The organism is Pseudoalteromonas sp. Z9A4 (genome assembly GCF_011378845.1).
In the GTDB taxonomy this organism is placed as follows: domain Bacteria; phylum Pseudomonadota; class Gammaproteobacteria; order Enterobacterales; family Alteromonadaceae; genus Pseudoalteromonas; species Pseudoalteromonas arctica.
This window is the reverse complement of record NZ_WTLA01000006.1, coordinates 156,667-170,969: the sequence shown is the minus strand read 5'-3', so window position 1 is coordinate 170,969 and position 14,303 is coordinate 156,667. Positions and strand designations below refer to the sequence as shown.

The 14,303-nt window shown below is 41.3% G+C and carries 15 protein-coding genes; 7 read left to right on the top strand and 8 right to left on the bottom strand.

The window, feature by feature from the left end; translation table 11 throughout:
* Positions 1–195: 195 nt before the first annotated feature.
* The 8 genes from GQR54_RS07220 to pspA all read right to left on the bottom strand — a co-directional run bounded on the left by GQR54_RS07220 (position 196) and on the right by pspA (position 7,116).
* Complete coding sequence (locus tag GQR54_RS07220; RefSeq protein ID WP_002958326.1) at positions 196–540, bottom strand: 4a-hydroxytetrahydrobiopterin dehydratase; 345 nt, start codon at positions 538–540, stop codon at positions 196–198.
* A gap of 37 nt (positions 541–577) precedes the next feature.
* Entirely contained in the window at positions 578–1,375 is a 798-nt protein-coding gene (gene phhA, locus GQR54_RS07215) for a phenylalanine 4-monooxygenase (protein WP_010553750.1), read from the bottom strand.
* Between the two features lie 237 nt (positions 1,376–1,612).
* On the bottom strand, positions 1,613–2,794 hold the full coding sequence (megL, locus tag GQR54_RS07210; protein WP_166376987.1) for a methionine gamma-lyase: 1,182 nt from the start codon (positions 2,792–2,794) through the stop codon (positions 1,613–1,615).
* Positions 2,795–3,255: 461 nt separating this feature from the next.
* Positions 3,256–4,281, bottom strand: a complete 1,026-nt coding sequence (locus GQR54_RS07205; protein WP_165725408.1) for a TIGR01620 family protein — start codon at positions 4,279–4,281, stop codon at positions 3,256–3,258.
* Complete coding sequence (locus tag GQR54_RS07200; RefSeq protein WP_166376986.1) at positions 4,278–5,696, bottom strand: YcjX family protein; 1,419 nt, start codon at positions 5,694–5,696, stop codon at positions 4,278–4,280. The genes GQR54_RS07205 and GQR54_RS07200 overlap by 4 nt, the downstream gene beginning before the upstream one ends.
* A gap of 63 nt (positions 5,697–5,759) precedes the next feature.
* The gene (gene pspC, locus GQR54_RS07195) at positions 5,760–6,161 is read right to left on the bottom strand and encodes an envelope stress response membrane protein PspC (RefSeq protein WP_024590986.1); all 402 of its coding nucleotides are present in this window, start codon (positions 6,159–6,161) and stop codon (positions 5,760–5,762) included.
* Positions 6,158–6,391, bottom strand: a complete 234-nt coding sequence (pspB, locus tag GQR54_RS07190; protein ID WP_024612319.1) for an envelope stress response membrane protein PspB — start codon at positions 6,389–6,391, stop codon at positions 6,158–6,160. Before pspB ends, pspC begins: the two co-directional genes overlap by 4 nt.
* Positions 6,392–6,456: 65 nt before the next feature.
* Complete coding sequence (gene pspA / locus GQR54_RS07185; RefSeq protein ID WP_002958333.1) at positions 6,457–7,116, bottom strand: phage shock protein PspA; 660 nt, start codon at positions 7,114–7,116, stop codon at positions 6,457–6,459.
* A gap of 186 nt (positions 7,117–7,302) precedes the next feature.
* On the opposite strand from pspA, the gene pspF reads away from it, so the two are divergent.
* The 7 genes from pspF to GQR54_RS07150 all read left to right on the top strand — a co-directional run bounded on the left by pspF (position 7,303) and on the right by GQR54_RS07150 (position 14,233).
* Complete coding sequence (pspF, locus tag GQR54_RS07180) at positions 7,303–8,367, top strand: phage shock protein operon transcriptional activator (RefSeq protein ID WP_166376985.1); 1,065 nt, start codon at positions 7,303–7,305, stop codon at positions 8,365–8,367.
* 15 nt (positions 8,368–8,382) lie between these two features.
* Entirely contained in the window at positions 8,383–9,990 is a 1,608-nt protein-coding gene (locus GQR54_RS07175) for an ABC transporter substrate-binding protein (protein WP_166376984.1), read from the top strand.
* Positions 9,990–11,024, top strand: a complete 1,035-nt coding sequence (locus GQR54_RS07170; protein ID WP_007580956.1) for an ABC transporter permease — start codon at positions 9,990–9,992, stop codon at positions 11,022–11,024. The genes GQR54_RS07175 and GQR54_RS07170 overlap by 1 nt, the downstream gene beginning before the upstream one ends.
* Positions 11,011–11,904: an ABC transporter permease subunit gene (locus GQR54_RS07165; RefSeq protein ID WP_024592757.1), complete on the top strand. Its 894-nt coding sequence runs from the start codon at positions 11,011–11,013 to the stop codon at positions 11,902–11,904. Before GQR54_RS07170 ends, GQR54_RS07165 begins: the two co-directional genes overlap by 14 nt.
* Complete coding sequence (locus tag GQR54_RS07160; protein WP_166376983.1) at positions 11,905–12,897, top strand: oligopeptide/dipeptide ABC transporter ATP-binding protein; 993 nt, start codon at positions 11,905–11,907, stop codon at positions 12,895–12,897. It abuts the gene before it with no gap.
* Positions 12,897–13,658: an ATP-binding cassette domain-containing protein gene (locus GQR54_RS07155; RefSeq protein ID WP_166376982.1), complete on the top strand. Its 762-nt coding sequence runs from the start codon at positions 12,897–12,899 to the stop codon at positions 13,656–13,658. Before GQR54_RS07160 ends, GQR54_RS07155 begins: the two co-directional genes overlap by 1 nt.
* 89 nt (positions 13,659–13,747) lie before the next feature.
* The gene (locus GQR54_RS07150) at positions 13,748–14,233 is read left to right on the top strand and encodes a VOC family protein (RefSeq protein WP_165725405.1); all 486 of its coding nucleotides are present in this window, start codon (positions 13,748–13,750) and stop codon (positions 14,231–14,233) included.
* Positions 14,234–14,303: the final 70 nt, after the last annotated feature.

Genomic DNA, 14,303 nt, shown 5'->3' with positions numbered 1-14,303 from the left:
GTTTTGGTGTTGTGAAGAATCAAACTGAATATCAGCCCCAAGCTATTTAAAGAAAGCTTGAGGCTGGTTAGAAGAGATGGTATCTACGCCGATAAAAACAATACCGAGCTGCTGCTCATTGTTAGCAATGACCTCCCAAAACTAAAAAAGCACTTATAAAATAAGTGCTTTTGTTGGTTCGCTCAATAGTGTGGTTTACAGCGCGTTAAATACGTCGTCTGTTTTAGCTGCGCAAATAAAATCGTTTTTGTGTAGGCCTTTAATTGAATGGCTCCACCATGTAACCGTTACTTTGCCCCACTCGGTTAATAAACCTGGGTGATGGCCTTCGTCTTCTGCCATATCGCCTACTTTGTTAGTAAATGCGATAGCCTGTTTAAAGTTTTTAAATTTATAAACACGCTCAAGCTGCATAATGCCGTCGCGTACTTCTGGTACCCAGTCTGGGATTTTAGTAATTAATTGTGCTAACTCTTCGTCAGATACTTTTGGCGCATCTACATGACAGGCTTCGCATTTTTGTGCACTTAATGAAGACATTCTAAATCCTTACTTTTAGCTTTTTTAGCATTAATGTTTAACTGGCTAATTTTTCTTTTGGTGGAAATTTTGGGTCGTGCAAACCAAGCTCTTTAGCTCGCTCAACCAAAGTCATAATATCCATTTGCGATATATCAAACAGATCATGAATCGAATTTATGGTGTAATACTGTGGTTGCATAATATCAATACGGTACGGAGTACGCAGTACATCAAGCACATTCATCGGGCTGATTTCTGGCGTGTTTGAGTATACGTACTGAGTTTCACCTGGACTTGATAAAATACCACCGCCGTAAATACGCAGGCCGTCTTCGGTTTGCATTAAACCAAATTCAACCGTAAACCAGTATATACGCGCAAGGTATACACGGTCCTTTTTCTGCGCTGCGTAACCTAATTGCCCGTACTTGTGCGTAAACTCAGCAAAGTCAGGATTAGTTAGCATGGCACAATGGCCAAATATTTCATGAAAAATATCTGGCTCTTGTAGGTAGTCAAATTCTTCGCGGCTACGAATAAATGTAGCTACCGGAAACTGCTTGTTTGCCAGTAATCTAAAAAACTCATCAAAGTCGATAAGCGCAGGTACTGGTGCAACTTGCCAACCGGTAGTGGCTAGTAACACTTCATTTAGTTCGCTTAACTGCGGAATACGATCGTGCGGCAGGTTAATCTTTTTTAACCCTTGCATGTACTCATCGCAGGCTTTGCCTTCAATGCATGCAAGTTGGCGCGCTACAAGCTCAGACCAAATTTTATTTTCTTCATCACTCCAGTGTATAACACCATTTTCGTCTGGTGTTTTGGATGTGTATTTACTTGCTTTAGCCATAAGTACCTTCTTGGGTGTGAGCCCTAAATCGGTGTCAGTGTGATACTCAAACCTATTGAATATCGAATGACTCCATACTATGCAAAAGTGAAGAAAAGTTTAATAGACAGGCTAACATCAGTATTTGGCGCGATCACCTTAATCGTAAAGTTAAAATTACACCTGTGGAACATTAAAAATACAGACCTTTAAATAAAGGCCTGCAGCTTATTTTAATGTGTACACAATTAAATACACCTAACCGATTTTAGTAAAAGCTTGGTCTAAATCACTAATAATGTCGTTAACATCTTCAAGCCCAACCGAGAGCCTGATCAGCCCATCACTTATTCCAGCGGCAGCTCGCTCCTCTGGCGTATAAGGCGAGTGAGTCATAGATGCAGGATGCTGAATCAGTGTTTCAGCGTCGCCAAGGCTTACTGCAAGTGTACAAAGTTTCATACTATCAATAAATTGTGCGCCATCTTGTAGCGTACCTTTTATTTCAAACGCAATAACACCACCAGCGGCTTTCATTTGGTTACCAATGAACTTATAACCTGGGTGCGATTTAAGCCCCGGGTAATATACGGTGCTTACTTGTGGGTGCGCTTCTAGATATTCGGCTATTGTTTGTGCGCTTTGACAATGGCGCTCTATTCTAATAGCGAGTGTTTTTAGGCCTCGATTAATTAGCCATGCATCGTGCGGGCTTATGGTTGCACCAATATCTTTTAGTACGGTCATTTTAATGTGTGTTATGTGCTCAAGCGATCCACATACAATACCGGCGACCACGTCTCCGTGACCATTTAAATACTTGGTCGCACTGTGCATTATAATGTCGATACCGTATTTCTTGGGTGATTGTAGTAACGGCGTTAAAAAGGTGTTGTCGACCACACTAATTAAATTGTGCTCTTTAGCAACTGCGCCAATAAGTGCTAAATCAATAACCGCCATAGTGGGATTAATTGGCGTTTCTACAAATATCATTTTTGAATTAGGTTTGATAGCAGCGCGTAGTTCGTCCTCGTTGGTCATATCAACAAAAGTGACTTCGATTCCCCAGCGCGGCAACATATGCGAGAAAAACGCAAAGGTACAACCATACAAAGCACTTGAGGCAACAAGATGATCTCCCTGCGATAAAAAGCTCAGTACTGAGGCAGATACGGCCCCCATACCTGTTGCGGTTGCAGCAGCTGCTTCACAACTCTCTAGTTGAGCAACTTTTTGCTCAAGCTCTGTGGTTGTGGGGTTTCCTAAACGCGTATAAATATAGCCAGGTTCGTCGCCTGCAAAACGCGCAGCACCTTGTGCGGCATTTTCAAAATGAAAGGTAGAGGTTTGATACAAAGGAGAAGTGAGTGCGCCGTGCGGGTCGTTTGCTTTTTGTGGTCCGTGAATACACTGGGTGTTTATATGATGCTTGCTCATTGTAGGCTCATTTTTTGATTATTATGTTTTTGCGATTCAACAATCAAAACGTATGCGCTTACAAACAGCAAGCATGCCGGATGCTCAGATGGCTATTTGTGTAAAAACCGTGCAGCGCACGTTTGTACACAAATATTGCCACCAGGGCGTGTTGACCTTTGCGGATTGAAATTTGTTCAATCTAGGGGCGATTAAATCGCGGCGCGAGGTTTGTAACCTAGTGGGCTAAGTAAAAACCGAGCAAAGCTTCCGCGTCCTGCTCACGCCCCTTACCTACATCCATATAGGCAACAAAGAGTAAATAGCCCCTAGGAAGAACCTTTGGGCAGCGCCTGTTTGGCATTAATGCTACGTTATCACCCATTTATGGGGAATAACCACACTACATAGGCTCTGCCTTGCCTAAATACCAAACACACTGCTGCAAATTCAACCATCAAAGATCAACACGCCCTCGTATTTTATTGTGTTGGTTCCGCTTTTTTACGGCTCATAATTTTACCTGCGATGCTTTGCACAGTGCCTTTTAGTAAGCTGCGTTTGTTTTCAAGCCGTGGTAATGGGCGACTAAGCTCCATTGCTTTGTAACCAATACGCGCTGTAAAAATACCGGCGCTGACCCCTTGCGCTGCCCGCCCCGAAAGCTTACCTAAAAGCTCAGCACTCAGTGCAGTTGCAGCAAGGTCAGATACAAGCTCAGCACTGCCTACAAACATTACTTGTTTTATCAGCATACGGTACAGCTTTATACGGCTCGCGTAGCCAAAACCAATGCCATAAATTTTACCAATTTGTTCAATTAACTTAGTACCGCGCCAAAGCACAGCCATCATATCCACCAGCGCAAGTGGGCTTAGGGCAACTAGCAGTGCGGATTCAGTCGCAAACCGATTTATAAGCTTTTTAGCTTTGGTGTCTTGGGTTATTAATAAACTATTGGCGTACAGCGTCATTATTTCTTTGTCGCTGTGATGCGTCGCCACTTGGTTTTTGAAGGTTTCAAAGTTATCAAGCTCCTGGTGTTTATTAAGCTTTTCAAGCCAAGGTAATGCACCGCCTACTTGCTCGCTGTTTAAAAGTCTGTCGGCTTCAACTCGGTGCAATTGGTTACGCTTTAAACTGCGCAGCATTCGGTACTCTCGCCACAATAAGCGCCCTATTAGCAGTACGCCACTTACAACCGCGGTTAAATAAACACTGCCTAAAATAATTGATTGCTCGAAAGCAAATAATAACGAGTATGCAAACTCTAAAAGCACCAGCACTATAAAACTAATAGCAAAAACACCTTTGAGCGTTTGCCACTTTGACTTTTTGTATACAGGTTCTAGATCTATTTCTGGCTCTAGTGCTTCATCTTCAAGTTCTTCGTAATCACTTTGTCCGTGCTGAATAATTTTTGCAGGTGCTAAAACGGGTTCGTTTTGCTCTATGCTTTGCGTATCTATACGACGCCCTGCTTGAAATGGTTGGTTTGACTCACTCATGTTAATTTGTCTCCTAGCAGGTACTGCATGACATGATCTAATCGAATATGTTTTAGTTGTTTATCGGGGCTCGGCATTGGAGAGAACGATAAAAACTCAAATCCCTGTGCTGGCCACTCATTTTTATTAAGCATCCGCGTGGGAGGTTGCGGCGGTAAATACGTAAGCCAATCAGGCTCGTGTAATGGTTTACCGTAAATACAGTCAAGCGTTTGGCCTTTGTCGGCAATTTGGCGCGGTTGCGTTGCTGTAATTGACGACATTGCCATGGTTTCTATTTGCACACCATCAAACTTTAAATGATTACTTTGCTCATGCACGAGCGAATCAAGTAGCAGTGCTAAATCTTTATGGTGCTTAGAACTTATATGATCTGACTTATTAGCTGCAAATAATATTTTGTCTATGTTGGGCTTAAATAAACGTTTAAAAAAGCCCGACTCGCCATAGTTAAAGTGTGCGAGTAATTGGTTTATTACACTGCTTTGCTCTTGGAGTGTTTCGTGCCCTTCGTTTAGCGCACTAAGTACATCTACAAGTACAATTTGGCGATCGAAGTGTCTAAAATGCTCATTATAAAATGGTTTTACAACTTCTTTTATATAAGCGTTAAAGCGCTTAATTAAATGCGCTAAATTAGAACCCGCAACAACATCGTCACTATTTACTTTACCCGATACCGGAAAAAACAATAACAATGGCGCGCCTTGTAAGTCGCCAGGCATAAGCATGCGCCCAGGTTGCAACATGGCAAGTTTGGTGTCTTTTTTAAGCCCGACTAACATGTTTTGATAAAGCTGAGCAATATGGGCAAGTGCGTTTTCATCAACGGGAGCGTTTAAGTCAAGTTGCTCAACGGCCATTAAAAAATCACTTGATGTGTTTACGCGCGAAGGCTGAGTTAATAACGGATATTGCTGCTCGCACCATTGAGCATAGCTTTGCTCAAGCATAGGTAAATCAAGGAGCCATTCACCCGGGTAGTCAATAATATCTAAATAAAGCGTTGATTGCGGGGAAAAGTGGCCGCGCAGCCCTGCATTACTTTGATACTTTATTGCTAAGCGCAGAGTATTAATACGCTCGGTTGATGCAGGCCATGTAGGCATCCCATCGCTTGGTAATAATGAATTTAGCGCGCGCGTATAATTAAACGTAGGAACTTTTAACGCCTCTTGCGGCACAACTTTAGTGGCCACATGGCGGTGCTCGCGCATTACATCAAAAAAAGGTAAGTTTTTATCGTCCGCTTGGGTTGTTAAGTGTTTAACAAGCGCGGTAATAAAGGCTGTTTTACCACTACCACTTAGGCCAGTTACGGCAAGCTTTACGTGTTGGTCTAAACTGCGATGAAGGGCTTTTTGTGCTTTGCCTTTAATGCTTTTAAAGGTCTTTTTTGCAAATGATTGGCTCATAAAGTGTCTTGCACCTAATTTGCCGTAATTTATCACGCTGCAAATAAGGTGCTATTAAATCCTTTAAAGTTTGTTAATTTCACGGCTCACCGTAAACTCGCTTGAAGTTACATGGCGCTCCATATCTTGAAGGCGAGTATCTACACGCGTTAAACGCTCTTTTAAGTCTTGCAATGCGCGGCGCGGCGGCTCGCCTTTTTGCCATACTTTAAATTTTACTTCTAGCGGATCGTCATGCTTAGTTGAGCTTTTAGTTTGCGCTGTTGCGGGCTCTTTTTTATCTAAAATGAACCAGGCTGCAATATACGCTACCACAAATAATGGGCCACCCGTTAGCAGTACCGCACTAACAAATATAATGCGAACTAACCATAACTCCATATTAAAGTAGTCACTTAATCCCGCACACACTCCGGCTATTTTACCGCGTTGTGGGTCTCTTAATAATTCGCGTTTGGCACTCATACTTTGCGTCTCCATTGTGGTGACTCTTGATCAAGCAATGCTTCAAGTGTTTCAACCCTGTCTGCCATTTTTTCGGCTTTATGTGCAAGCTCAAGTAACTGGCGATGTTCGTGTTCACTTAAACCTTGGCTTACTTGTTTTTTGCTACGGTAGTGCAAAATTAGCCACAGCGGAGCAACAAAAATCATAAACAAGATAAATGGTGCAACTAATATCTCTGGATCAAACATAATCCTCTCCTGACAATCCGTTTTTAGCAGTGGGGCACATGGGCCCCATATATTTTTATATGTAATTATTTATCAGCTAGCTTCTTTTTAAGTTCGGCTAGCTCATCATCTATCTTTTCATTTTTTTGTAGATTAGCAATTTCGTCCGCTAACGTCTTTTTACCTAAATCGTAAGACTCAATTTGAGATTCTAGTCCATCAATTTTAGTTTCGTAACGTTCAAAGCGGTTAAGTGCGTCTTCTACTTTTGAGCTATCAAGTGTCTTTTTCACTTCAAGGCGCGACTCAGCCGAACGTTGGCGAAGTATAATTGCCTTTTGACGAGATTTCGCATCTGCTAGCTTTTCTTGTAGCGTCGTTACTTCTTGCTGTAATTTCTCGATATGAGACTCTACATGTTCAAGTTCACTAGCGACTGAAGCAACTGCATCTGCCGACTTTTGCTTTTCAAGTAAGGCTGAACGCGCTAAATCGTCGCGGTCTTTACTTAAAGCCAGTTCGGCTTTATCTTGCCAATCGCTTACCTGTGCTTTAAGCGTATCTAAGCGGCGTACTATTTCTTTTTTCTCAGCCAATGTTTTAGCTGATGTAGAACGTACTTCAACAAGCGTATCTTCCATTTCTTGAATAATCAGACGAACCATTTTTTCTGGGTCTTCTGCTTTATCTAAAATGGCGTTGATATTAGAATTAACAATATCTGCAAAACGTGAAAAAATTCCCATAACATTTACCTCTGTAATTAAAACTTAGTTAGTCTGCTATAACTAGTATCAATATGCTTGCCAACTTTTTAAAAGTTAAAATACACTTTATTTTCATTACGTTAAACTAAATATACAAATTTCTTTAGTTATCCCTAATTATGAAATACACTAACTGTTAGTAAAAATGACCAAGAGTTAGGAAATATGAGCCAATATCGCCAACAGGATAATTTACTCGGCCAATCAGATAGCTTTCTGTCTGTATTAGATCAGGTATCGCAACTGGCTAATTTAGATAAACCGGTACTTATTATTGGTGAACGCGGCACAGGTAAAGAGCTAATAGCAGCACGCTTACACTTTCTATCAAAGCGTTGGGATCAAAACTACGTAAAACTCAACTGTGCAGCGCTTAACGAAAACTTACTCGAAAGTGAATTGTTTGGCCACGAAAGCGGTGCTTTTACGGGAGCAAGCAAACGCCACGAAGGTCGTTTTGAGCGCGCTAACAGCGGCACACTGTTTTTAGATGAATTAGCTAATACCTCAGCTATGGTACAAGAAAAACTACTGCGCGTTATAGAATACGGTGAGTTTGAACGTGTTGGCGGCAAACAAACTGTAAAAGTAGATACACGCTTAGTGTGTGCTACAAACGAAGATCTTCCTTATTTAGCTGAGCAAGGTGAATTTAGAAGTGACTTACTCGATCGCCTTGCCTTTGATGTAATTACCCTGCCACCACTGCGCGAGCGTCAAGACGATATTATGCTTCTTGCTGAGCAGTTTGCGATGAATATGGCACGCGATTTAGAGTGGGAACTGTTTAGCGGTTTTACCCGAAGCGCAACAGAAACACTGCTTAGTTATGATTGGCCTGGTAATATTCGTGAACTTAAAAATGTGGTTGAACGCAGTTTATATCGCCACGGTAGTGAACATATCCCCGTTCACCAGATTATTTTAGACCCATTCGATAGCCCATTTAGACCAAAAGCGCGCATTAAAGCATCTATAGCGGCTCAAACTGTTAATGCCGAGCCTATTGTTGTTGCGCCGCCGATTACTCAAACAAGCAATGATTCATCCGTTGATATTCAATTTCCGTGCAGCTTAAAAGAGCGTTCTAACGACTTTGAAATAAACATGATTAATAAAGCGCTCGAACATAGCCAATTTAATCAAAAGAAAACTGCAGAAGTACTTGGTTTAACGTATCATCAATTACGTGGTTATCTTAAAAAATACAACTTGTTGGATCAACAATAGTCAGAGGTTATGCGGGTGCATAAATTATTACTTGTTTTGCTTGCCACCACTTTAGTTGGTTGCCTTGATAGCAAAGAAGAAGTCATAGAAGAAAAAAACCAAGGCTTAGTTTATTGCGCTGAAGCTAACCCTGTGTCGTTTAATCCGCAAGTCACGACCACCGGTTCAACTATTGATATAATTGCTAACCAATTATACGACCGTTTAATTAGCATTGACCCTGTTACGGCAGAATTTCAAAGTGAGTTAGCAACCGATTGGAAAATTAGTAAAGATGGTAAATCTGTTACCTTTACCTTGCGTAAAGATGTAAAGTTTCATACAACTTCTTATTTTACCCCATCGCGGGATTTTAACGCCGACGACGTTATATTCACCTTTAGCCGACTATTCGATGTATACAATCCATATCACTTTGTGGGCGATGCTAATTACCCGTATTTTCAAAGTGTGGGAATTGATCAACTTATTCGTAAAATTGTGCGTGTGTCTGATTACCAAGTGCGTTTTGAACTGTTTAATCCTGAAAGCAGCTTTTTAGCTAATATGGCGACCGACTTTGCCGTGGTGCTTTCAGAAGAATACGCCATGGAACTTAAGAAAAAAAACGAAGAAAACTTATTTGATCAGTACCCTATTGGCACCGGCCCATATATTTATAAAGAATACCGCCGAGATCACCTTGTACGCTTTTACCGTAATCCACTTTATTGGAAGCACGACGTTGCACTTGAACAATTGGTTTACGACATAACCCCTAACGGCACTACGCGTATAGCAAAAATGTTGACTAAAGAGTGCGATGTAACGGCTCATCCTAGTAGTGCGCAATTGAGTATTTTAGCGCAACGTGATGATATAAAAGTTGAAAAAGAAACGAACTTAAATATAGGTTATTGGGCGTTTAATACAGAACGTGCCCCGTTTGACGACTTGCGCGTACGCCAAGCACTTGCGCATGCAATAGATGTAGATAAAATAATGCAGGCGGTTTATTACGGTAATGGTACTCGCGCACAATCTATTTTGCCGCCAACCTCTTGGGCATTTGAGCCACAAGAAGATATACCTACGTTTGACCCAGAACTTGCTAAAAAGTTACTAATTGAAGCTGGCTTACCTGATGGCTTTGATATGACGATATGGGCTATGCCTGTGAGTCGTATTTATAACCCTAACGCGCGAAAAATGGCTGAGCTTATGCAAAGTGATTTACGCAAAGTAGGCGTTAATGTAAGCATTGTAGAATATGAATGGAACACGTTTATTCAACGTATCGGCGAGCATAGGCACGACAGTGTATTACTTGGTTGGGCCGCAGATACACCCGATCCTGATAACTTTTTTAGCCCACTGCTGAGTTGTACCGCTACTTTTAGTGGTAAAAACCCAGCAAACTGGTGTAATCCCCAATTTGACTTATTGCTTACTCAAGCACTAGACACCACTGATTTAAACAAACGTAAAAAATACTACGAAGACGCACAAAGCTTAATTATTCAAGAGCTGCCGCTATTACCGATTGCTCATGGCCTGCGCTTTCAAGCGAGTAGCGCCGACGTGGAAGGCATAACACTTGGCCCATTTGGCGCTATTTCGCTTGCCAATGCGAGGAAGAAATAATGATCTTAGATTATATTTTACGTCGTCTTGGTTTGTTCTTTTTTATGATACTGATGCTCAGCGTATTTACGTTTTCACTGGCGTATTTATTTCCCGGTGATCCGCTAAGTAATTTAAGCGGCATACCAAGTAGTAACTTTGCACAGCATAGTGAGCTTGAAGACAAATATTTATATAACAGCAATTACTTTATGCAATACATTGCCTTTTTAGGGCGAATATTTCAGGGTGATTGGGGGCTTTCGTTTGCCTCTGGTAATAGTGTGTTTAGCCATATTGTTGATTTGCTACCGGCTACTTTAGAGCTAAGCGTATACGCATTAATTGTATCGGTTGTTATTGGTGTACCGACTGGCATTTTAGGCTCTGGCTATCATAAACGTTGGCCCGACAAGCTTATAAACTCTACCACTATGGTGGGTTATTCAATGCCTGTATTTTGGCTCGCATTGTTATTAATAATGGTTTTTTCATTAAAGCTTGGCTGGTTTCCTATGTCAGGAAGAATGGGGCTGCTTTACGAAATACCCGCCAGTACTGGTTTTATTTTAATTGATATTGCACTGGCTGGCTTTCCATATAAAGGAATGGCTTTCGTTGATGCGCTGCGCCATTTAACACTTCCTACTATTGTTCTGGCCATGTATCCAACCACTGTATTAGTGCGCTTTACTCGCGAGTCTATGCTTAAGGTTATGGATCAAAACTTTATTAAAACAGCTAGGGCAAAAGGCCTTAACCGCCGTCAACTTATCATGCACCATGCACTGCGTAATGCATTACTGCCGGTAATTAAGCAAATTGGTTTGCAATTTAGTACGCTAATAACGCTTGCGATGATTACCGAAGTCATTTTTTCGTGGCCGGGTATTGGCCGGTGGTTAATCGATAGTATCTATCAGCGTGACTTTCCTGCAATTCAAGGCGGATTAATGGCAGTATCTTTATTTGTTATTTTAGCCTCTATTACAGCTGAGCTTACTTACACTTTATTCGATCCACTCTCGCGGAATCAGGCCCATGGCAAAGTTTAATTTATTTTCTGAAGAGTCGAATAAATCGCCATTAGCGCGATTTTGGCGAAAGTTTAAAAATAACCACCCTGCTTTGGTTGGTTTATGGATATTTATGGCGTTTGCACTATTAGCCGCCACCGCTCCTTTTTTAGCCCCGTATGGTGTAAACCAACAACACAGTGATGCACTACTTATTCCGCCATCGTGGCGAGAAATGGGCGATGTACGCTTTCTTTTAGGTACCGATGATTTAGGCCGTGATGTACTCTCGCGCTTAATGAATGGTGCTACGTATACATTTGGTCTTTCTGTCGTAGCTGCCCTGATCACGACTATTTTTGGTGTATTAGTGGGTACTTTTGCAGGGATTAGTAAAGGGCTGCGTTCAAGCTTTTTAAATCACTTGCTTGATATAACGCTTTCTATCCCTTCTTTGTTATTGGCAATAATAATAATCGCCATACTCGGCCCGGGTTTAATGAATACCGTATGGGCAATTATTTTAGCGTTACTGCCGCAGTTTATTCACTCAGTGCGTAACCTGATTGTTGATGAATTAAGTAAAGATTACATTACTGCGTTTAGACTCGATGGTGCGTCTAATTGGCATATTATATCGCGCGGTATTTTCCCTAATATTTATGAGCATATTGTGGTTATATTCACGATGGCGCTTTCTACCGCTATATTAGATATTTCAGCACTGGGATTTTTAAAATTAGGGGCTCAGCCACCAACGACCGAATGGGGCGCAATATTAGCCGAAAACCTAGGCCTTATTTATTTAGCGCCGTGGACTGTAGCGCTACCTGGTGTACTGTTATTTTTAGCCGTGTTATCTACTAATTTAGTAGGCGATGGCCTGCGACAAGTGCTAAAAGCACGTAAGGCTGATTAAATGCAATTACTCGATGTTCGTAACTTAACAATTGAACTACGTACCTCTGAAACTGTAATTAGAGCCGTAGACAGAGTGAGCTTTAGCTTAAAAGAAGGCGAAGTACATGCGCTTGTGGGCGAGTCTGGCTCTGGTAAAAGCCTAATAGCAAAAGCGATTATTGGTGTATTGAACGAACGCTGGGACATTACTGCCGATCGTATTCATTGGCGCGGCGTAGACCTAATGCGTTTAAGCCCAGAGAAACGCCGTAAAATAGTAAGCCAAGATATAGCGATGATTTATCAAGACCCAAGTCGGTGCCTTGACCCAACCGCTAAAATATTTGACCAAATTGCCGAAACACTCCCAAAGGTCGCAACTAAAGGTTTCTTTCTAAAACGCAACCGCGAGAGAAAAGACAGAGTAAAAGCGCTTATTCATAAGGTGGGTATTAAAAACCACGAAGCGGTACTAAGTAGTTACCCTCATGAGCTCTCAGAAGGCGTATGTCAAAAAGTAATGATTGCGATGGCCATTGCCCGCACCCCTAAATTATTAATAGCTGATGAGCCAACTACAGCGCTTGATAGTACAACTCGCGCACAAGTATTTAGATTACTAAAAAGCTTAAACCAACTTAAAAACATGTCTATTTTGATGATCTCTCATGAACTTGAAGAGATTGCACATTGGTCGCATGGCATTCATGTTTTATATTGCGGGCAAATGGTTGAAGCAGGCCCAACCCATGAAATATTTAAACAGCCTCGCCATCCATACACGCAAGCATTACTAAAAAGCTTGCCAGACTACGAACAAGGTTTAGCGCATAAAGAACCTTTTTATGCACTTAAAGGGACTATCCCTACCCTGCAACACTTGCCTATTGGCTGCCGCCTCGGGCCGCGTTGTCCGCAAGCACAAAAAGCCTGCGTGGTAACTCCCACCCTTACTAAGCATCATGGTCATAGTTATGCGTGCCATTTTCCGTTAATTAAGGACATGAAATAATGCAGCCGCTACTAAAAGTACAAGCACTATCAAAAACATTCAATGTGCGAGCTGGGCTTTTTTCACGTAAAAAGTTTGAAGTACTTAAAAATATTTCGTTTTGTGTCGGTAAAGGCGAAAGTATTGCCATAATTGGTGAAACAGGTGCAGGTAAAAGTACATTAGCAAAACTACTTTCAGGAGCTGATACTGCTGATAGCGGGCAAATTTTGCTCGAGAATAATATTATCGAAGATAATGGCGTACGCGATAATCAATGTCGCCATATTCGTATGATTTTTCAAGATTCAGCTGCATCGCTCAACCCGGGGTTAACCATTGGCGAAATGCTTGATGATTGCCTGCAATATAATACTGAGCTTGATGCTAGTGAACGGACTGAAAAGATCGATGCAACGCTTTCAAAGGTGGGTTTGTTAATCGATCATAAATACTACTACCCGCATATGTTTAGTGTGGGGCAACTACAGCGTGTTGCGTTTTCTCGTGCATTAATTTTAGATCCTAAGGTGATTGTGCTTGATGAAGCCGTTTCGTCTTTAGACCCTTCTATACGCGCGCAAATAGTGAATTTATTACTTAAGCTGCAGCGCGACACAGGCCTTACGTATGTGATGATCACCCATCATTTAAGTCTAGTGCGCCACATCAGTGATTATGTGGTTGTACTCGATAAAGGCGAAGTAGTTGAATACGGCCCTACTGAAGATGTTTTTCAAAACCCCCAATCAAAAGTAACGCAGCGATTACTGAGCTGCTAAAAGCAGCTTATAAATTTATACCTTTTTTGTAAGGTAACCGCATTTAGGTGGGTCTTGTTGTTAACTACATTTAATTAACAAGAAATCTTATGCTTAAAAAAACGTTACTACTTAGTCTTTCTCCCCTACTGCTACTATCTGCTTCAGCTATTTCAAATACATCACAAGAAGTTAAAAGCTGGGTAGGCGGCGTTGATCACCTCGGTTTAACAGTTTCTAATTTAGACTCATCTAAAGTGTTTTTTACTGATGTACTTGGTTTTAAAACGCTAGGAAGTGATCCAACCTACCCCGCTTATTTTTTATCAAACAATAAAATAACCATTACATTATGGCGCGTAAAAAATGATGAAAAACGTGTGGAGTTTAATCGGGCAGAAAATGTGGGCTTACACCATCTAGCACTCAGTGTAGAAAGTATCAAAAAGTTAAGCGAGCTACATACACACTTAAAAATGCAAAATAATATTATTATAGAGTTTGCACCAGAAAACTTAGGTAAAGGTCCAACCCAACATATGATGATAAGAGAGCCTAGCGGCAATCGAATTGAGTTTATTGCCAGAGGTAATTAATACCAATCCGCAATAATACTTAATTAAGCGAATTGGTAATGTACCAACTTTATTTAAGACAATAAAAAAG